General features: G+C 29.2%; 18 protein-coding genes. All 18 read right to left on the bottom strand.

Features of this window, described 5'->3' with window-relative positions; genetic code table 11:
- Nucleotides 1-26 precede the first annotated feature (26 nt).
- Complete coding sequence (locus JJC01_09370; GenBank protein ID UDN60050.1) at nucleotides 27-473, bottom strand: 2Fe-2S iron-sulfur cluster binding domain-containing protein; 447 nt, start codon at nucleotides 471-473, stop codon at nucleotides 27-29.
- A 78-nt stretch (nucleotides 474-551) separates the two neighbouring features.
- On the bottom strand, nucleotides 552-1,958 hold the full coding sequence (locus JJC01_09365) for an amidohydrolase (GenBank protein ID UDN60049.1): 1,407 nt from the start codon (nucleotides 1,956-1,958) through the stop codon (nucleotides 552-554).
- Between the two features lie 17 nt (nucleotides 1,959-1,975).
- Nucleotides 1,976-3,346: a dihydropyrimidinase gene (gene hydA, locus JJC01_09360; protein ID UDN60048.1), complete on the bottom strand. Its 1,371-nt coding sequence runs from the start codon at nucleotides 3,344-3,346 to the stop codon at nucleotides 1,976-1,978.
- Between the two features lie 139 nt (nucleotides 3,347-3,485).
- Nucleotides 3,486-4,673 (bottom strand): YgeY family selenium metabolism-linked hydrolase, encoded by a 1,188-nt coding sequence (locus JJC01_09355; protein ID UDN60047.1) that lies wholly within the window; start codon nucleotides 4,671-4,673, stop codon nucleotides 3,486-3,488.
- A gap of 137 nt (nucleotides 4,674-4,810) precedes the next feature.
- Nucleotides 4,811-6,025, bottom strand: a complete 1,215-nt coding sequence (gene dpaL, locus JJC01_09350; protein ID UDN60046.1) for a diaminopropionate ammonia-lyase — start codon at nucleotides 6,023-6,025, stop codon at nucleotides 4,811-4,813.
- 597 nt (nucleotides 6,026-6,622) lie between these two features.
- On the bottom strand, nucleotides 6,623-7,294 hold the full coding sequence (locus JJC01_09345; protein ID UDN60045.1) for a flavodoxin family protein: 672 nt from the start codon (nucleotides 7,292-7,294) through the stop codon (nucleotides 6,623-6,625).
- A gap of 81 nt (nucleotides 7,295-7,375) precedes the next feature.
- On the bottom strand, nucleotides 7,376-9,592 hold the full coding sequence (locus JJC01_09340; protein ID UDN60044.1) for a molybdopterin-dependent oxidoreductase: 2,217 nt from the start codon (nucleotides 9,590-9,592) through the stop codon (nucleotides 7,376-7,378).
- 2 nt (nucleotides 9,593-9,594) lie between these two features.
- A complete protein-coding gene (locus tag JJC01_09335) occupies nucleotides 9,595-10,065 on the bottom strand; it encodes a (2Fe-2S)-binding protein (protein ID UDN60043.1) in 471 nt (156 codons plus the stop codon).
- A gap of 61 nt (nucleotides 10,066-10,126) precedes the next feature.
- On the bottom strand, nucleotides 10,127-11,521 hold the full coding sequence (locus JJC01_09330) for an amidohydrolase (protein UDN60042.1): 1,395 nt from the start codon (nucleotides 11,519-11,521) through the stop codon (nucleotides 10,127-10,129).
- A 72-nt stretch (nucleotides 11,522-11,593) separates the two neighbouring features.
- Entirely contained in the window at nucleotides 11,594-12,955 is a 1,362-nt protein-coding gene (locus JJC01_09325) for a purine/pyrimidine permease (protein UDN60041.1), read from the bottom strand.
- A gap of 296 nt (nucleotides 12,956-13,251) precedes the next feature.
- On the bottom strand, nucleotides 13,252-14,574 hold the full coding sequence (locus tag JJC01_09320) for a purine permease (GenBank protein ID UDN60154.1): 1,323 nt from the start codon (nucleotides 14,572-14,574) through the stop codon (nucleotides 13,252-13,254).
- A 346-nt stretch (nucleotides 14,575-14,920) separates the two neighbouring features.
- Nucleotides 14,921-15,961 carry a sigma 54-interacting transcriptional regulator gene (locus tag JJC01_09315; GenBank protein ID UDN60040.1) on the bottom strand — a complete coding sequence of 347 codons (1,041 nt, stop codon included), beginning with the start codon at nucleotides 15,959-15,961 and terminating at the stop codon, nucleotides 14,921-14,923.
- A gap of 336 nt (nucleotides 15,962-16,297) precedes the next feature.
- Nucleotides 16,298-17,566, bottom strand: coding sequence for a hypothetical protein (locus JJC01_09310; GenBank protein ID UDN60039.1), 1,269 nt, complete (start codon nucleotides 17,564-17,566; stop codon nucleotides 16,298-16,300).
- Nucleotides 17,559-19,493 (bottom strand): AAA family ATPase, encoded by a 1,935-nt coding sequence (locus JJC01_09305; GenBank protein UDN60038.1) that lies wholly within the window; start codon nucleotides 19,491-19,493, stop codon nucleotides 17,559-17,561. The genes JJC01_09310 and JJC01_09305 overlap by 8 nt, the downstream gene beginning before the upstream one ends.
- A gap of 27 nt (nucleotides 19,494-19,520) precedes the next feature.
- Nucleotides 19,521-20,243: a cell division protein gene (locus JJC01_09300; GenBank protein UDN60037.1), complete on the bottom strand. Its 723-nt coding sequence runs from the start codon at nucleotides 20,241-20,243 to the stop codon at nucleotides 19,521-19,523.
- Between the two features lie 49 nt (nucleotides 20,244-20,292).
- Nucleotides 20,293-21,270 carry a WYL domain-containing protein gene (locus tag JJC01_09295; protein UDN60036.1) on the bottom strand — a complete coding sequence of 326 codons (978 nt, stop codon included), beginning with the start codon at nucleotides 21,268-21,270 and terminating at the stop codon, nucleotides 20,293-20,295.
- Between the two features lie 73 nt (nucleotides 21,271-21,343).
- A complete protein-coding gene (locus tag JJC01_09290; GenBank protein UDN60035.1) occupies nucleotides 21,344-21,844 on the bottom strand; it encodes a QueT transporter family protein in 501 nt (166 codons plus the stop codon).
- Between the two features lie 282 nt (nucleotides 21,845-22,126).
- Nucleotides 22,127-22,435: a hypothetical protein gene (locus JJC01_09285; GenBank protein UDN60034.1), complete on the bottom strand. Its 309-nt coding sequence runs from the start codon at nucleotides 22,433-22,435 to the stop codon at nucleotides 22,127-22,129.
- Nucleotides 22,436-22,504: the final 69 nt, after the last annotated feature.

Below are 22,504 nucleotides of genomic sequence, written 5' to 3'. Positions count from 1 at the left end.
ATCAATTTAATTTTCACTTAAAAAATTTAAGTGTTCAAATATTTATGTATTGCTCTTAGTTGACCTTTATATCCTGTACATCTACAAAGATTTCCATTTACATAATCTATAACTTCTTCTTCTGTTGGATTTTGAAGTTCTCTTTTCATTGCTAAAACCATCATTATAAATCCAGGAGCACAAAATCCACATTGGTCAGCGCCTTCATCCGCAAGAAAATCCCCAAATTTCTTAGCTTCATCTACTACGCCTTCAAGTGTTGTAATGTGTTGTCCCTCTACTCTAGCAGTAAGATAATTACAAGACAGCACAGCTTTGTTATTTACCATTACTGTACATAGACCACATGAGCCAGTATCACATCCTTTTTTAACACTTACATATCCATTTTCCCTTAATGTATCTGCTAAAAAATCATCTGGTCTTACATTCAATTCTTTTTCTTTATTATTTATGGTACATTTGATAATCAAATAAATCACCTCAAAACTCATATTTTTAAGCCAAAGTCTATACTATATTTAATTTATTTAAGAATAATATTGTATTTATTAATAAAGACTATTCCACTTATGGCCTTCCATTCTATTCTTTATAGTCCCTCTTACACAAAGTCTCTCAGCTGTATCTTGAGCATCTTTTAATACTTTTTCTTCATCAGTTGTTAATATTTTTGAATCTTCCATTATTATATTTCCATCCACTATAACACTCTCTATATTTTTCATGCTAGAAGAATATACTAATGTAGACACTGGATTATGCATAGGTATTGCTTTTGGTGAAAGCATTGGATTAAATATTAGTAAATCTGCTTTTTTACCAATTTCTAGTGAACCTATCTCATCTTCCATTCCAATAGCTCTTGCTCCATCTATAGTCGCTAGTTCAAGAACTTTTTCTGCTGACATTGCTAATGGGTCACATTTATTAACTTTATGTTGAAGTGCTGTTAATTTCATAAGTTCAAGCATATCTTGAGAGTTATTGCTAGCAGCTCCATCTACGCCTAAACTAACTGTTATTCCTTTTTTAAGCATTTCTGGTACTGGTGCAACTCCTGAAGATAAATACATATTACTTGCTGTGTTATGAGACACCTTCATGTCATATTTTTTAGTAAGTTCCATATCCTCTTCAGTTAAATATACACAATGTACCATAAGTACATTTGGTCCAAGTATTCCCAATTTCTTTAAAACATCTATGTCATATTGCCCATGCAATTCTTTTGCTGCTTCTCTATCAAAAGGAGTTTCTGATATATGTACTGTAAATAAAGCATCATCATATTCTTTTACTACTCTCCAAAGCATCTCAAGCATTTCTTGAGAATTTGACCATATTGCTGCTGGAGCTACTCCTATTTTGATTCTTCCATTCTCTGTATTGTGGTGTTTTTCAAACAATCTTCTTACATCTTTTTCAACCGTTTCTACGTCTTGCATTATTCCAGGATGAACTCCAAATTGAGCACCTGTGTTCATACATCCTCTTCCAAGTATTCCTCTTATTCCTAATTCTTTATAAGCATCTATTATTCCATCACAAAGACCTTGTTTACTGTGAGGGTACATATAGTCAACCATTGTTGTTATACCACTTCTAAGACCTTCCACACAGCCAAGCATTGCAGCATCATAAGTGTCCTTTGGCTCTAAATAATTGGCTGCTGGAAATGTCATAGTTTCTAGCCAATCTTTAAGTACCATATCATCTCCTAATCCTTTTAATAAAGTTTGGAATAAATGATTATGTGTATTTATAAAACCTGGGAATAGGACTTTGCCCTTAGCATTTATTACCTTTTTAACATCAGTGTACTTACTTTCTATTTCTTTAGAATTCCCAATATCTGCAATCTTGTTATCTTTTACTACTAATGCCCCATCAAAAATAACTTCTCTCTCTTTGTTTACAGTTACTATTATGGCATTCTTAATAAGTATATCCATCATTCTTATTTCCCCCTGCATTATTTAGTAATTTTTCTTTTAATATATTGACCTGCTGGTTGCTCCATGATATTACAACTTTGTACTACATGCTTTCCTCTTAAAAAAACATCTTCAACTTTACATCTGACTTTAACTCCTTCATATGGAGTATAATCTACATTTTGTTTTTGATTCTTATAACTGATTATTTCTTCTTTATCTATATTTAAAATCACTATATCTGCATCACTTCCTACAGCTATTTCACCTTTTTTAGGATACATCCCAAATATTTTAGCAGCATTTGTGGAAGTAACTTCTACAAATTTATTTACACTTATTCTATTTTCCAAAACCCCATATGTATATAAAAGAGATAATCTATGTTCAACACCTGGTGCTCCATTTGGTATTTTACTAAAATTATCAATTCCTAAATCTTTTTGACCTTTAAAATTAAATGAACAATGGTCTGTACCTACGGTCTGAATATCGCCCTCAGACAAACCTTTCCAAAGAAAATCTATATCTTCTTTTTTTCTAAGTGGAGGAGACATTACATATTTAGCTGCCTCAAATTCATCCTTATTATATAAACTATCTTCTAATAATAGATATTGCGGACATGTTTCTACTATCATATCTACATTTTTTTGTCTAGCTATCTTTATACTTTCTAGTGACTCTTTACAACTTAGGTGAACTACATATGATTTTGAGTTTGACAATTCAGTTATATCAGCAAGTCTTGAAACAGCCTCTTTCTCAACTATGTTTGGTCTTGTAAGTGGATGATATTTAGGTTCTAAATCTCCATTTTGTAAACGTTCTTCTATTAATGCATCCAATAAATCTCCATTCTCACAATGAAATTCAACTATACAACCTAGGCTTTTAGCTTCCTTTAGTACTTTGTATATTGTTCCATCATCTACTTTCATACCTTCATATGCCATATACATTTTAAAGGATACTATTCCATCTGAAATAAGCTTTTCCATGTGCGTAAATGTATCTTTATCTAAGCATGTGATTGTCATGTGAAATCCATAATCACAATAACAATTTCCACTTGCTTTTTTATGATATGTTTCTACACCTTGTATTAGATTTTCTCCTTCACTTGATTCTGCAAAGTCTAGTATAGTGGTAGTTCCTCCAGCTATAGCCGCTCTTGTTCCTGTTTTAAAATTATCAGCAGTAGTTATAGAGCCTGCATTCATATCAAAGTGAGTATGTGTATCTATACCTCCAGGAATTATAAGTCTCCCTGTAGCATCAATTACTTTATCATTATTTATTTCTAAATCATTTCCTATTTCAGTTATCTTTTCATCTTCTATTCTTAAATCACTTATATAAGTTTTATCAGAGGTAATTATAGTTCCACCTCTTAGTATTGTTCCCATATATACCTCCTAACTTTTAAGCTCTAGTAGATTCTTTTAGAATTTTAATTTTATATTGTTTACATAAATTTATGTTTGCTAAAGGTGCTAAATTTAGCACCTCTAGACTATATTTAAATAATTTATTGTGAACTAAATATTATTTTCCATATACAGATTTTAATATTCCATAGTAACCTTCTGTTCCTATAAATAATTGTTCTTGTTCTATGTACTCATCTATTGTATGAGCAAGATTTTCTTTAGAAGGACCAAATCCTATTGTTTTTATTCCAGCTTCACCTGCATAGTGACTTCCATTTGTACAGAATGAATATTGAGTTATTTCTGAATCTATTCCAGCTTCTTTTAATCCCTTATATGCTGCTTGAACAAATTCATCATCTTCATCATATAACCAACCTGGGAAGAATCTTTCACTTTCTATAGTATTTCCTGTATAACAGTCAGCTTTTTCAGATGCATAAGAAACTTTTGCATTTAATTCTGAGTCTTCTTTCATCATTTCATCTAATAATGCTTGTATTGGAGCTAATACTCCTTCTCTTGTTTCTCCAACTAATAATCTTCTATCAAAAGTAGCTTTACAATAATCTGGCACCACTGATGCACCTGGATATGGAGAAGATTTTATATCTGTTAAAACTAATATTCCATCACCTAAAACTGGATGAGTTGGAGGTACTAATTGTTGTATTCTTTGAATTACATTAGCCATTTTATAAACTGCATTTACACCTTTTTCTGGGTTAGCAGAGTGAGCTGGTTTACCAAAAGTTTCTACAACTATTTCTCCTCTACCTCTTTGACCAATCTTTAAGTTTAGTTCTGAAGATTCTCCGATTACAACATAATCAGGTTTAACAGCTTTACTTATTTCTCTAGCTGAAACTCCTTCAAATATTTCTTCATGAACAACTCCTGCTACATATAATTCACCAGCAAAGTCTTTATTAGTATCTTTAGCAAAATACGCTACAGCAGACATCATTGCAGTATACTGACCTTTCATATCAGAAGTTCCTCTACCATATATCTTTCCATCTACTATTTTTCCTTCAAAAGGAGGAACACTCCATTTACTTGCATCTGGAACTGGAACTGTATCTATATGACCATCAAATAATATTTTTTTACCTGGTCTATTTCCCTTTATGCATCCTACTATATTTCCATATCTATCTCTTGACCAGCTATCAAAGCCTAATTTTTCAAAAGATTCTTCTATTGCTTTTACAACCCCTTCTTCATTTCCAGAAGAACTAGGATTTTGGATTAGTTTTTGACATATCTCAGTTACTTCTTGTTTTCTTTGTTCGTTTAGCATTTCGTTATCCCCCTAGATTTTATAAATGTATATTTTAATTTAAGCCTTTATAATTTATATAATTTCTAAATTTTAGAACTTATAATCTTTTTAATATGTAAATGATTATTTGATAAAGATAATATTTTAATAATTATCTATATGCTTGGATACTCTCCATCCCAAACTATACTTCTGTATTTATCAGGGTCAGTATCTCCTTCTGTACTTATTAAAAGTACTCTTGAATTTTCATCTAACTTTAAATCTCTTCTTAAGTCAGCTAAATCTTCTCTTTCCATAGCTGCTATTAAAAGACCAGTTGTAACCGCTCCAGACTCTCCAGAGATTACTTTTTCATCACCATTTAAAGGATTCCCCAATGTTCTCATACCTTTAGCAGAAACCCAGTCTGGTGCTGAAACGAATGCTGCTGCATGATTTTTTAATACTTCAAATCCTATAGTATTTGGTTCTCCACAAGCAAGACCTGCCATTATAGTTGGCATATCTCCACCTACAAATCTTGGTTTTCCATCTCCTGCTTCTGCTGATTTATAGTAACAATCTGCCTCATCAGCTTCTACTACTACTGTTATTGGGCATTCATCATATATTGAAGCAACATATCCTTGAACTGCACCAGCAAGCGAACCAACTCCTGCTTGCACAAATACATGTGTTGGTCTATCTACTCCATATTCTTTTAATTGTTCTATAGCTTCTTGAGCCATAGTTCCATATCCTTGCATTATCCATGCTGGTATTTCTTCATATCCATCCCATGCTGTATCTTGAACCATTACTCCATGGTCATCAGCTTCTGCATAATCATTAGCTAATCTTACTGCATCATCATAATTTAAGTCTGTTATACTAGCATCTGCACCTTCTCCCTTGATTTTATTTAATCTAAATTCAGAAGAACCTTTTGGCATTAATACAACAGATTTTTGACCTAATTTATTAGCTGTCCAAGCAACTCCTCTACCATGATTTCCATCTGTAGCTGTAAAGAAAGTTATTTCTCCTAATTTTTCTTTTATTTCATCTGAAGTTAATTTTTCATATCCTAACTCTGATATATCTGTATCTAATCTTTGAGCTAAGTATTTACCCATAGAGTAAGAACCACCCAAAACTTTAAATGCATTTAATCCAAATCTGTAAGATTCATCCTTAACATATACTCCTGCAACACCTAATTTTTTTGCTAAACCTTCTAGGTTTGCTAATGGAGTTTCTTTATATTGAGGAAAGCTTTTATGGAAGTTTCTAACCTTAGTTATTTCTTCTTCATTTAAAAATTTGATACAATTTTCTTTATCGCCCTTTGGCAGATTGTTTACTTTCCATTTAATTTCTTTTAGCATCTAAAATACCTCCAAATTATTGTTAAATTTTTATACTCTATATATTAGCAATTAACATGCCAACACTTAATATATATCAAATATTTTTCTGTGGCTATTTAGCATAGAATTTGCAATACTTTCAACTTTTTTTACTTTTATCTATTATGTTATCTAATGTATATAGAATTTGATAATAAAAAAACCTTTTTCATCTTCTCACTTTTTAATTCTCATTTTTAAAATTTAAAAATTAATACTTAAAACGTATTCCTTATGTATTTTTTGACATATAAATCTATAAAATATTTAATAAAAGACATAAAATAGTGATGTAATATTTTATTACATCACTATTTTTTATTGAGAGAATAGTAAAAATTCAACTCGTATGTATATAAGTTTGTAACTGTATCAACTTAGTTTTCAGTTATGGAATTTTGTGATAAAGTGTGAAACAAACAAAACTACTTTTGGCATTCACATAAATAATCGCAGATTTGTAATTATCATCTGTCAGATTAAAGTAAAATGCTATATTTCCTTTTCCCTTAGAGTGTCAACTTTATATCTCACATATCCATATGTCTTTATTTTTTTTGAAGAAGTAATTGCTTTTTAATGGTCTCTAAGAGGTGATTTTTCATCTTTTTTAACATCTAATTCTTCTTTTACAAGATTCCATTTTTCAAGACCAAACTTAGAAACCATAACTGCTTCTGCAGCACCTTTTCCAAGTCTTTTTACTGTGTCCATACCTGTTTCGTCTTCTTGAGCCCCTTTTGCTTTTCCATCTTTACTCCATATTGTACCGCCTATATAGCATCCTCCTAATCCTCCAGATACTAACATTTCATGCATTAAGAAGAAATTTATTATAGGAAGTTTTGTTAATTCTTGACCACCATATCTAGTTCCACCAGTAGTTATAGCTGCTCCAACTTTATTTTGAAGTTTTCCTGGATGAACTAAATACATAGGACGAAGTCTATTAAATACTGCTGTAAGTTGAGCAGTTATATTCATATCATACACTGGAGAACCCACTATAATTCCATCTGCTTCTAATATTTTTTGCTCTAATTCTTGTATGTCATCTTTTATGATACACATAGTCTCTTTTCTTATACATGCATCACAATGCACACAAGGACTTATTTTTTTCCCTCTAACTGACCAATACTCAGTCTCTATACCAGGTATAGTTTCAGCTTCTTTCAAAGCTTCTAATACTGCATATTCTGTTGCTCCTTTACGTGGACTTCCACAAATACCTAATATCTTTGCCATAACAATATCTCCTCATCAAATAAATCTATTTTTATTACTTTCTATAACTTTAATAAAGTTTCATTTTAAGTTTAAGTATTATTATTTTAATTTTATTGGCAATGAATGTATCTCTACATTAGTTGCATCATATACTGCATTTGCTACAGCAGGTGCAACTGGTACAACTGCACATTCACCAATACTCTTGCCACCAAAAGGTCCAGCTTTTTCATAACTATTTACAAATGCAACTTGACACTTTGGCATATCGACAGTTCTAAATAATTTATAATTTTTAAAATCAGTAGCTTTAGGTCTTCCTTGCTCATCAAAGGCTAGCTCTTCACTTAACGCATAACCTAACCCCATATGAATTCCGCCTTCTAATTGACCTTCTAAATTTAGAGGATTTATAACTCTACCAACATCATGTACAGCTACAAAATCAACTACTTTTACATCTTTAGTTTCTTTATCTACTAAAACTTCAGCAAAATGTACACCATAAGAAGTAATACCTGCTGGAGAAGAGTAATCTTCAACAACTGTCAATTCTCTCAAAGACTTACTTTGACTATATACTGCAACATCAGATAATGATGCTTTAATATTTTCATCAAGTTTACTGATTACATATCCATTCTCTAGATATAGCTCTTCTTTTGAAATTTCGAGTAATTTTTCTGCTTCTTCCAGTATTAAAGTCTTTAATTTTTCTGCTGTCTTTTTAGCTCCTCCACCTTCTACAAATACACCTCTACTTGCATAATCTCCAAGATTAAATGTACATGCATCAGTATCAGTTTCAAAAGTATCAACTTTATCAGGAGTTATTCCCAAAACTTCAGCTACCATCATTGTTTGCATAGTTACAACACCATTACCCATATCATGTGCTCCCGTAAGTAGTGTTAGTGTACCATCTTCGTTTAATTTAAGAGTCAATGTGACAACATCTCTATGTGCACCAAAAACTCCATTACCATGTGCACCTATTGCCATACCTATACCTCTTAAATAATTTCCTTCTTCTTTTGGAAGAGCTTTCTTCTCATCCCATTTAAACATTTTTTTACCTTGTTCAATACAATCAAGAACTCTAGGATTGCCAAGAGAACCGTGGAAGATTATATCAACATCATCTGGCTCTACAGCATTCTTATTTTGAAAATCTACTAAATCCATACCTATTTTCTTAGCTATTTTTGCAAATTGAGCTTGTTGAGCCATAAATATTTGAGGTGAACCATAACCTCTCATGGCACCTGCTATTGGTGTATTTGTATATACTGGTATTCCAGTAAATTTTATATTTGGTATTTTATAGACTTTAAACACTTTATGGCTAAGTGCTCCTATAACATTTAAAGCACTTGATGCATATGCACCTGTATTTGTGTATATTTTTATCTCCTGTGCTATTACTTCTCCATCTTTATTTACACCAGTTTTTAGTTTTACAAAAGACCCATGACGAGTTCTTGTTGATATCATAGACTCTTTTCTTGTAAGAACCATTTTGACTGGTCTTCTCGTCATTTTTGACAATGCTGCTGCTACTGGCTCAATTGTCATTTCTAATTTCCCACCAAATGAACCTCCAATAGCAGGTCTTATAACTCTTATCTTATTTAATGACATCCCAAAAATTTGAGATAATATTATTCTAAAACCAAATGTATTTTGGCAAGGTGTATGTACAATCAATTTATCATTATAATCATAATGTGCAATTACGCTGTGAGTTTCTATTGCACTATGATGTATAGCAGGAGTAGAGTATTCGTCTTCAAAGATGTAGTCACATTCTTTAAAACCTTTTTCTACATCTCCACCATTTATATTATTTTGAGAAACCATGTTTGAATCTCCGTGTATACATATAGCATCTTCTTTTATTGCATCTTGTATAGTAAATATAGCTGGTAATTCTTCATATTCTACTTTTATAAGTTTTACAGCTTTTTCTGCTATTTCTGGTGTTTCTGCTGCAACTGCTGCTACACGGTCACCTACAAATCTAACTGTATCTGAAAAAATAACTTCATTTTCAGGTATATTATGTTCATAAAATCGTAAAGAACCATTATATTTTCTCTGTGATGTATTGAGATGTGTAGCTATGGCTCTAACTCCAACGATTTTCTCGGCTTCACTTGTATCTATACTTTTTATTTTTGCATGTGCTACTGGGCTTAAAAGCATTTTAGCATGAAGTGCATTTTGCGGTTTCATGTCTGCTACATACTTCATTTGACCAGTAACTTTTAAAGCTGCATCTTTTAGAGGGTATGATTTTCCTATGACTTTTTCCATAACTATCTACCTCCTAATCTAGCTGCAGATAATTTTACAGCTTCTATAATTTTTATATATCCTGTGCATCTGCAGAGATTTTCTTTAAAAGCCTCTCTAATCTCATCTTCACTAGGAGATGAATTTCTATTTAAAAGAGCTTGTGTAGTTATAATCATGCCAGGAGTGCAATATCCACATTGTACAGCTCCAACTTCTATAAAAGCTTCTTGTATTGGATGAAGATTTTCTCCATTAGCAAAACTTTCTATAGTGTATATAACTTTATCTTCACAGTTCCTTGCAAGAAGTTTACAAGATTTTATATCTACTCCATCTATCAAAACTTTACATGCTCCACAACTGCCACTATTACAACCTTGTTTCGCTCCAGTTAGATTTAATTTTTCACGAAGTACATGCAAAAGAGTTTCATTCTTTTCAACTTCTACTTCATACATGTAATCATTAATATTTAATTTTACTTTTTCCATTTTCTCCTCCTACAGATAAACTAATGTTGTAATAGAATATTATTACAAGTTTGTTTTTATACTAGTATAAGCTATTCCACTTATGCCCTTCCATTCTATTAGTTACATTAGCTCTCTTACATAATTCTTCTGCTGCATGTTGAGCATTCAATAAGACTTGTTCTTCACTTTCAATTGTAGTAACTCTACCATTTTCAAGTATTATATTTCCATCAACTAAGACACTTTCTACATTGTGCATACTAGCTGAGTATACCAAAGTTGATACAGGATTGTGAAGAGGTATTGATTTTGGAGAAAGCATTGAGTTAAATATTACTAAATCAGCTTTTTTTCCAACCTCTAAAGAACCTATTTCATCTTCCATTCTAAGAGTTCTTGCTCCCTCAATTGTAGCCATTTCAAGGACTTTTTCTGCAGAAATTGCAAGAGGGTCACAATTGTTTACCTTATGTTGTAAAGCTGTTAATTTCATAAGTTCTACCATATCTTGTGCATTGTTACTTGCTGCACCATCAAGACCTAAGCTTACATTTATACCCTTCTTTAACATTTCTGGAACAGGTGCAACACCAGAAGCAAGATACATATTACTTGCAACATTATGAGAAACTTTTATATCATACTTTTTAAGCATTTCCATGTCCTCATCAGTTATACATACACAATGCACTGCTACAACCTCTGGACCTACTATTCCCCATTTTTCAAGTAATTTTATATCTATTTCCCCATGTATATCTTTTGTTGCTGTTCTTGCAAATTCAGTTTCAGAAATATGAACTGTGAAGTATGAATCATACTCTTTGACTATATTCCAAAGCATTTTACCCATTTCTTCAGATATAGCCCACATTGAAGAAGGTGCTACACAAATTTTTATTCTTCCATTTTCTGAATTATGATATTTTTCAAATACTCTTCTCAAATCCTTTTCAACCGTTTCCACGTCTTCTATAAGCTCTTTATGAATACCTAAATCTATACAGCCCCTACCAACTACTCCTCTTATACCTAAATCTTTATATGCTTTTACTATTCCATCTGTAAGTCCTGGTCTATTATGTGTATGCATATAATCAACCATTGTAGTTATACCACTTTTTAAACCTTCCATACATCCAAGCATTGCAGCATCATAGGTATCTTGTTCTGTCAAGAACTTTGCTGATGGAAACATCATTGTGTTTAACCATTCATGAAGTGCCATGTCGTCTCCTAGACCTTTTAATAATACTTGGAATAGATGATTATGAGTGTTTATAAATCCAGGGAATATCACTTTTCCTTTAGCATCTATAACCTTTTTAACATCAGTATACTTCACCTCAACATCATCTGTATTTCCTATATCTAAGATTCTGTCACCTTGAATAGCTATTGCTCCATCAAATATAACTTCTCTATTTTTATTAACTGTAACAACTATTGCATTTTTTATTAGTATATCAATCATCTTAAATCCCCCTTTTAATACTTTCATTACAACATTTTATCACATAGCTTTCTCATATCATATCTAATACATTTATCCAATATTTTCCTCAAGATTTGAAGTAACGTTTTCAGCTTTCTTACTTCCTTTTAGTTTAAATAGTGTTTGAAGTAATATAGCTATTATTGCTCCAGAAACTATACTTGAGCCTCCTAGGACAGTTCCAATTGTTGCTGGAAATTGGTCTAAAACTTGTGGAGCAGTTGTAAGACCCATGCTTGTTGCTATAGATACTCCTGCTATAAGATTATTTTCTTCAGTAAAACCATCCATACTCATAATAGAAAAACCAGACATTGCTATTGATGAAAATACTACTAAAGTTGCTCCACCAACAACACAAGATGGTATAGTTGTCATTATTGCTCCTAATGCTGGAGATATTCCTGCTAGCAATAATACAAGTGCTCCTAATGCTATTACAAATCTACTTGTAACTTTATTCATAGATACAATTACTGTGTTTTGGCTGAATACTCCAGTTGGAAGAGCTGCAAATAGTGATGAAATTATAGAAGTTACAGAGTTTCCTAAAACAACTGATGATAACTCTTCATCAGTTACCTCTCTGTCCATTGCACCTATTGTTGCTATTGTACACGCACCCATCATATCAGCTATACCTATTATGTAAATAATAGTAAACATTACTATTAACTCTGGTCTAAATTCCAATCCAAAAGCTGCTGGTGTTGGCAAAGATACTATAGCTGCACCTTTAACTGCAGAAAAATCAACTAATCCTAAAACTAAAGATATAGCATATCCTACTAATATTCCAATTAATATTGAAGAGTTTTTAACTAAGCCTTTACCATACTTATTTATCATTATTATTACAAAAGCAACTATAACTCCTACTATAAAATTTATTGGACTTCCAAATGTTTGTGCACCTTCTCCTCCTGCTAAATTCTTTATAGCTGTTGCAAATAATCCAAGTCCCATACATGCTATTATAGTTCCAGAAACTATAGAAGTGAATATATGTCTAATTTTCTTAACTGCAAATCCTACAAAGAATACGATTACCCCAGCAGCAATTTGTGCTCCAAATAGAGCTGCTAAACCGTCTTTAGCTGCTACAGAAAGACAGGCCCCTAAAAATACATAACTCATTCCCATCATTACAGGTAATCTTGAACCTAATTTAAATCCTTTAAATAAAGGTATTGGATATAATTGTAAAAACGTTGCCAAACCTGCTGCTAACATAGAGCCTTGAATCAACATCGTCGCTTGCCCCTGGTTAAGTCCTACCACGTTTGCTATTAATATTGCAGGCACCATATTTCCTACTATCATTGCTAACAAATGTTGTAAAGCTAAAGGTACCGATTCCTTTAGTGGTGGTATCCCATCCACATCATATTTTGAAGTATTACGTGTTTTCATAAAATAAATCCTCCCATACATAAATATCTTGACTAAATATTTTATAATTATTTTCTATAAATATTTTTATGACCATGAATTTATTGCTCAACCGATAACCACAGCTAAACTGAGCTATTTTTATAAAAATTTAACAAACGTGCAAATATACCCTCCCCCGATTTTCTTTTTGACTAAACATTAAATGTCTGATGTATACTCTTTATTAAATTTCTTATTAAAATGAATAGCTATCTGAAGTAATCTAACAATCTCATAATAAAATAATTTAAACAACCCTTTTAAATTATCATTTTTTAATTAGCCTTTTCCATAACAGCTCTTTCTTTAGCTTCATCTTCTAGACTTTTATTTGGTATTATTAGATTTAAAACAAATGCAACCAATGTCGCAATTACTATTGGAGATTCTCCAAATACTAACTTTACAAATGGAGGAAATGCTTCCTGTGCTGCCGGAACTGATGTTATTCCCATACCTAAAGCTATTGCCAAACCTACAATAGTAATATTCCTTGATGACAATTCTTCTGTAATAATTAACTTTATACCTGTCATTGTTATCATACTGAATATAGATATTGTAGCCCCTCCTAAAACAGAATATGGTATAGTTGTCATCAATGCACCAAACTTAGGTACAAACCCCGATAATAACATAAATATACCAGCTATTCCAAGTACAAATCTGCTTATTACTTTGTTCATAGCTACCATACCTACATTTTGACTATATGATGATGGTGGTAAACCTCCAAACAAAGCACCTATCATAGTACAAATTCCACTTCCTATTACTCCACTTGACAGTTCTTTATCTGTTATATTTCTATCCATACCTCCCATTGTAGTAGCTGACAAATCTCCAATTGCTTGAACAGCATTGATTATACTTACAATTACTACAGAGATTACTACTGGTATATCAAATTCAAGTCCAAATTCAAGTGGCTTAGGTATAGCAAACCAAGCTGCCTCTCTAATAGGGTCAAAATTTATTATGCCCAAAACTAAAGATACACAATATCCAACTATAATTCCCAAAAATATTGCTGCCAATTTTGCATAACCTTTTGCAAATTGACTAAGACCTATAACTACCACTAGTGTTATAGCTGCTACTGCCCAATTTTGCATAGAGCCATAAGTAGGGCTATTTACACCACCTGCCATATAATTTATTGCTATAGGATATAAAGATAATCCAATTGTAAAAACTACTGTTCCTGCAACTATATTAGGGAAAAATTTTCTTATCTTTTTTATAAATATTCCTATTAATACTGTAGCCACTCCCCCTATTAATTGTGCTCCCAATATGCTCGCTAGTCCATAACTTCCTCCAACTGCTACGAGTGTTGGCACATAAGTAAAACCGACTCCAAAAATTATAGGCAATCTTGAACCAATATTTACTATTGGATATAGTTGTATAAGTGTCGATATTCCAGCTATTATTAATGCATATTGCACTAAAAGTGTTATTTGTGTGGCACTAGCACCAACAGCTCCTCCCACAACTATAGGTACTGTGACAGTTCCAACTATCATTGCTAGTATATGCTGCATTGATAGTGGTAAACACTTTAAAATTGGTGGCCTTCCATCAATATCAAACATAGATACACTTTTTTGATATTTACTCAAGGTTATCACTCCCAACTATTTTTTAATGACAGTTATTATTCAACATCCTTTCTTTTTTATTTTGTCATCTTGATTTAATATGAAGCAATTATAATGCCAATATTTTAACAAAATTGTTTTACATATATAATTTTTATTATATTTGTTAGTATTTAATAATTTGATAAACCATTTCTTTTTTTAAATTCTTTCAAATTTTTTTTATTTTTGGATAATAAAATCTTATTACAAAAAAAATCACTTAGAAAATAGTTTTTCAAGTGATTTTTATCAATTTTATAATTTCAAATTTTAGAATTGAGAATTAAAAGAATAATTACTATACATCTATCTTTCTATACAATGTTGCTAGCGATATTCCAAGCTTTTTAGCAGCTAACTTTTTAGATTTAGTATCATTTCCATAAAACTTTAATACCTTTTTTATATATGCTCTCTCAAATTCTTCAAGGGTAAGTATATCTTGTTCCATATTTATTTCATAGTCACTTTCCTCAAGTAATTTTATATTTATTTTGTTTAACTTAAAATATTCAATTATCTTTCTATTTATTATACCTTTATGTATTATCCCATCTTCTTCAAGAAGATTTAAAGCCAATTCTATAGTGTTTTCTAATTCTCTTATATTTCCTGGCCACGGATATTTAAGCAGCATATGTTCTACATCTGGCTCTATATGGTATACATTTTTTTTCATCTTCCTTGAATATTTATCTATAAAATTATTTATTAATATTTGTATATCATCTCCTCTATCTCTAAGAGGAGGTACTTCTAGAGGTATTACATTCAATCTATAATATAAGTCTTCTCTAAATTTATTTTCTTTAACCAACTCAAATAAATCTCTATTAGTAGCTGATATAATTCTAACATCTATATCAATTAGTTCATTTGAACCTATTCTTGTAAACTTCTTTTCCTGTAACACTCTCAAAAGCTTTGATTGTAATTGAATTGGCATATCCCCTATCTCATCTAGAAATACAACTCCTCCATTAGCTAATTCAAATTTACCAATTTTGCCTTTTGAATCTGCCCCACTAAAAGCTCCTTTTGTATACCCAAAAAGTTCACTTTCTAGCAAGGGCTCTGGTATAGCAGCACAGTTTATAGCAACGAATGTTTTATTCCCTCTGTTTCCTGCGAGATGAATGGCTCTTGCTATTAACTCTTTTCCAGTGCCACTTTCTCCAGTTATCGCTACAGTAGAATCACTATTTCCAATTTTACAAATTCTATTTTTAAGAGCAAGCATTACATCAGACTCCCCAATTATAGAGTCTACTGTTGTTGTTCCCCAAATATTGTATACTTCCATTCCACCATACATTACTGAATCACTGTGTTTATCCATAAAATATCAACTCCAAATAAGTATTATATATAATCATCATTTAAATTATCTATTTAATTATATCATAACAGAAAAGCTTAGTTATAATTTTACAATAATATTTTAATTTTCAAATGAAGCTTAAGAAAAAATATACCTACTTAAATTTCAATTTAGCAGGTATACTTTCTTTATTTTGCAAGCATTCTATGCTAAATAAGCAATTATAGTGCCATGTTTAACATCTAAAATAGTTTACAAAAATTTTCATTTATTATTTTTTTATAGTTCTTATATGCTATAAAATTGTTTATTGCTTTATACAATGTATTTTTATTATTTTTATAATTCTTATTTTTAAAATTTATAATTAAAAATTATTTTTTTCAAATCAGATATGGTGTTTTTTATATTATCCAATCTTACAGTTTTTGCTTCTATAAATTTACCTTTAAACGACTCCAATAACCTCCATGAACTGTAATTTTTATCTTTTTTAATACAAGGATATAATAATATACATCTTTTTGCATTTTCATAAGATGTTATATATGCATACATCTGATATATATCACTTGATCTATAGAATATATTTGAATCCACTTCAATAGCTTTCCATTTTGTATCAATTATGATTTCAGATTCATATTTTGAATCATATAAAACTATATCTGGTCTTAAATTAAAAGTTTTCTTTCCTGTTTGCTCATTTTTTAAAAGAAATTTACTTTTATCTTGTATATACGTTTCTCTAAATTCATTATTCCATATATTTTTTATTAAGTTTCCGATATATTCTTCATATAAAATGTTTATTTCAAATAATATAGAAAATGCATCTTGATTATTTTCGCTGTTATCCATCGATAAATTTAAAAGTATAAGTTTCGCCAATGAGTAACAATCTTTAAATCTATCATTATTTTTATAAAATTTGTAATCCAATAGTTCTTCTCTATTTATATAAACTAAGTCCACATTATAAAAATAACTCAAAATTTTTTTTATCTTATTTTGAATTAAATTGTCATTTACTTTACATAATATAGATATACATGCCTTTTTTAAAACTTGATTCAAAAAATTATTTTCGCTATACTCATCATATTCACATTTTATTTTCATTGGAGATATATTTTTTTCTCTTGCATATTTACTTATTAATATCTTGCCTTTTACAACATTCGAATTATCTATCTTATTTATATATTCAAAATAAATCCCTCTCTTAATTTGCATTTGCATACTTTCAATAAAATACATAACAAAAAAATTCATGAGATTATAATTTTTTAAACTTGATTTTATATTTTCGTTTATTATAATTGGAATCTTATTACATGTAGAAAGCATTTGTAATAGCATTTCTCTATCTTTTACAATATCATTACTTAATGACAGCTTTGGAAGTATCTCCAATATTACATTTTCAAAATATATAACACCTACATAATTTATGAATCTCAGTTTTTTATATCTGATATCTATTATATTACTCTTTAACACATCATTATTATTATCCAGATATTTAAGTAATTTTTCATATTCAGTTTCTGTAAGTTCATTTTCACCATTACCTACTTTTATCCATTCATAAGTTTCCTTTACATATATATTTTTACTCATATATATTTTTTAACTCCTCAATAGATATATTTCGTTTTATACAATAATTAACTTTACTTTCCATTATTGATGAATTATTATTTTTAAATAATTTAGATGCTGTGATTTCTTCCTTATAAACAATATATTTGTCCTTTTCATTTTTACCTATACCACCTAAAATAAGTCCTACTTTTTCTGAGTCATAATAGAAATATTCTTGAAGAAGTGGTATTATTTTTTTTCTAAATACGGCCACTATATCATCAATATTTTCTACATTTAGTAAGTAGGCCTGTCCAATAACATGGTCTCTATCATATAAAAACTCTATTCTCTTATTAATTGTATATAGCATATTTTTAACATCTATTCCATCTACAACAGACAATAAATCATAGTCTGGCATAATTTCTTCAAAAGCAAATCTTCTTCTCAAAGCTATATCTAAAAGAGCTATGGATTTATCTGATGTATTCATAGTACCAATTATATATAAATTTGGAGGTAGAGAAAATCTTTCTTTTGAATATGGTAGTTTTACGATAGTTTGATTTGATTTAGTAAGTCTTTTATCATCTTCTAATAATGTTATTAATTCCCCAAATATTTTAGATATATTTCCTCTATTGATTTCATCTATTATTAAAACATAGTTTTCTGATTCTTCAAAATTAAAGTTCTCGACATCTTCTATATTATCAAGCACCAACATCTTTTTTCTTGCCTTTACATCTTCTATAGTTAAAGTATCTTTTTCTAACTCAAGATTTAGCTTCTTTTCAAGTTTCAACCCATCGTAACATGCTTCTATAGATATTTCCTTCAATATACCATCTTCTGGCTTAAAATTACCTTCACCATCGGATTTGAGACCTTCTATAAACTCTTCATATCCATATGATTGATGAAAAGTACAAAATTCTACATTATTTTTATAATCTACATAACTTGTACAATCATTATTTTTTAAACTAGTTTCATTTATTAAATTATAAACTATTTGTTTTGCATTATATGTTTTACCCGTCCCTGGTGGACCATAAAGTATGGTATTTAATGGAATTTTATTAATACATCTTTTTATATATTTTTCAACTAAATTATTATTTTCAAAGATAACCCATGCATTTCCATCAATATTCTCTTTTTCATTTTCTATCCATTCTACAGGTAAAAAACATCCACCTTCTGAAGTAGTTATTTTGTCTTTATCAAAACCCTCTTTAACTTGACAAACACCAAATAAGCTTTTCATTGTATGGTCATTTTCGTAACTTACTTTTTCGCTATTATATACTAGAATATAATCATCTGTATTTATATTTTTCAAGTTTTCTAATTGTTCTAAATTAGTAGGTTGAATAAACAGTTCTTCATTCTCTACACACTTATCTACATCTATATAATAATAGTTTTTTAGGTACCATTTATTATTGTCATTTTCTTCTATTCTTTTTTTTAATGATTTATTATGTTGCAATTTAATAATGTCTAAATATGTATTTATATCTTCATTATTTAATTTATAAAACTCACTCGTATATATTTTACAATTTAAAACTGTATCAAATGTGTACATCCATTTTATAGGTAATGTATGACCCAAGATATGACTTAATTCATAACCATTTTCAAAACTTTCTTCAACAATACCAATAAGAACACTATACTTAATTTTTCCTTCTACATTTTGATATGCCTTATATAGAAAATAATCTCCTTTTTTAACTGAAATAAATTTTTTTATAAAATCTTTGTCATTACAGTTCTCATTAATGTATTTTTCAGATTTTTTTCCCATATTAAGCACTTTTTTTAAATTTATTTTTATATCAAATCCCAATGCAATTATGCTTTCTTCTTTAAAAATTTGTGGTGTATCTGTCTCTTGATAAAAAAATTCTTCCATTAGCCAATACTCTGTAACATTTATATTTTCAGACATATACTTCTCCTTAATATCTAAAATACATTAATTATATAACATTCCCACTTTAATCTTTCCATCTAAATTTTCTTTTAAGTATAAAGAAAATATTATTTCATAGCCTTCTTCTACCTTACTTTGAATATTATTCATCAAATCATTTAATTCAACTAGTGAAAATTTATCATTTCCTTCAACAAAAACTATACCTTTTTTCCCAATAAATTCTTCACCAAAATGTTCCATATTTTCAAATAAAATATCTACTATTTCACTGTGCTGTTTTGAATCTTCAAATTCTTCAAAAGAATACTTAATCCCTTTATCACTTATAATAGCTTCTTTTAAATCAGTTATATCTATATTTATCATACAAGAGTCTGAAATAGATTCTATCATAACATTCATCAAATCAACAAATTTTAAAATACTATTTTCATTGACTTTAAATTCTCTATTAATTCCTAAGTCATCTTTATTTTCTTCTTCTGAAGAATTTATACCTATAGATAAAATTCGTCTTTCATTAGACATGTATGAAATAGCTTTTATAACTTCTCGACTTTGTTTATCTTCAGTTGAATATGCTAAAAATAATATGTCAACTCCATCTAAAAGACTTCTAACATATTCTTTTTCAACCTCTTGATTCATAGTAATTTTTTCTATATCCATATTTATTTTTACTTTTTCTTCTATTTCATTTATTATATTAATACCTTTAGCTCCAATACCAATTATCTTAGCATTCTTATTAAAACTTTCCATTATAATATATATCTCCTTAATAATTATTTAATTTTAACATTTTTAAATATTATATCATATTTTCTTCATAAAAATATTTTAACTCTTTAGCCCTATCATAAAGTAATTTATTCATAAATTTTGGTTCTATAACTTTAGCATCTTTTCCTATTGAAAATAATGTAGATATCCACCAATCTATTTCTTCATACTTTATAAATTTACTAATTGTTCCACTTCCATTTTCATTTAATTCTATATCCAAATCTAAAAAACTTCTAGTTATTTTAGAAATACCTTCTTTTGTGAGTAATACATGCAAATGAACAATTTCACTAGTTTTCTTAGTAATTGCCATCTCTTCATTTAACTTGCTATATACTGAATCTAGCCAACTTTTCAAACTTATACATGCTTTTTTAGACTCTCCTACTTTTTCAATTTCCAGTACTTTGTCTATACGTATTAGTATAATATTATCACTTTCATAGTCATACACTGGTGAAAACCAAAATCCTTCATTTAAATATATACCTATTGGGCATATTTTTTTCTCCAGCAACTGATTTCCAGATTTATATTTGATATTTAAAACACAAGAGTTTGATGAAGACCTGAAAAATTCAGTCACAATATTGGCATCAATATTTTTATAATTAGCTATAAACTCAATATATTTTTCAATGTTGTTTATACCTATTTTTGCACTACTTTCACGATTATAATTTATTTTTTTAATTATAGAATCAATTTCTTTTTTTATGTGTGAAAAATTGTAAACTTGTAGTGACTTAAATGCAAAAACTATAGACATAACTTCTTTTTCTGTAAATATAACAGGAGGTATATAGCTATTATTTAATACCCTATAACCTCCATTTCTACCTTTTTCTGCTTTAATTGGAAGCCCCATTTCATTTAATTCTATTAAATATCGTTGAATAGTTTTAGTTGAAAGATTAAACTTCTCTGACAACTCTTTGATTGTAAACTTTTGTCTATCATTAATATATGTCCAAACATCAGTTAATCTCTTTATCTTTGACAAATAAAATCCCCCTTATAATAATACTATTCTTAATTCACACTAATTTTTAATCTACAAAATAACTTTCTGCACTCTAAAACTTAATATCAATGATATTTCTATATTTTTTCATTAAAAAACAAAAGAATGGTACTCCTACCAAGGTTACTACTACAAATTCTCCAAAACCTACTTGTATCATCGATAATATTAGAGGAAGTCCAAAAAATATATTTAACATTAATCCAACTACAATTGCATTTATGATAGTAGGCCATATAGAAGCTATAATTAATGTGCTTTTATTTTGACCGCCTAACTTTCTAGTAATATACACTAAACTTGCACTTACAAATGTGGCAAATGTTCCAAAAATTATATCAGGTACACCATATGGACCTATTACATTGGCTAAAAAACAACCTAATGTAAGACCTACTATATATCCCTTATCTAAAAATGCTAGAAGCATCATAATCTCGGCTATCCTAAATTGTATTGGTCCATAACTTATAAATCCTAATGATAAAGTTAAAACTGCATAAATTGATGTAACAACTGCTGTTACTGCTATATTGGTACTATTTCTTCTCATATATCTCTCCTAGTGAAAATTTTATTGCTAAAAATTAATAATATAATTTTATTTTATACAAAATTTATAAACTTAAACAATAATTTAAAATAAATAAATTATTTTAACGAACTATTTTATTAATCTAATTTATATTATACAATAGAATACATATAAAATTAAATAGTTAGATTTTAAATATATGTTATAATTATCATATATATAAATTAAAATAAGTTTATATCTTAATTAAAAACATTAAAAAAGAGCCTTAAAATTAGGCTCTAATAATTTATTTTAAAATCAATGAACTCTAGCATCTTTTAATTTAGATAATATCATCCAAGTTCCTACACAATCAATTTCCAGCTGTTTCTCTATTTCATCATATAACATTTCTTGATATGATGTATTTAAAACAACATTTTCAACAAGTTTAGAAATTTCTTCTTCTACGAAGTCGATTTCTATTTGATTCTTCATTTCCTTAAAAAATACCCTTGCTTTTCTCTGACTTATTGAACGACCCTCAAAGCTGACTAAACATTCTAAAATGTTATTATCTCCTCTAAAATTATTTACTGCTCTCATATTATTTAGATTTCCAGCCAAAACATCATCCCCTTAGTTAATTTTATATTTTACAAGTAAAGTTTCATAATATTATAATAACTACTTATT

It is taken from the genome of Clostridioides sp. ES-S-0010-02, from assembly GCA_020641055.1.
GTDB lineage: Bacteria > Bacillota > Clostridia > Peptostreptococcales > Peptostreptococcaceae > Clostridioides.
This window is presented reverse-complemented; position numbering and strand designations above follow the sequence as displayed.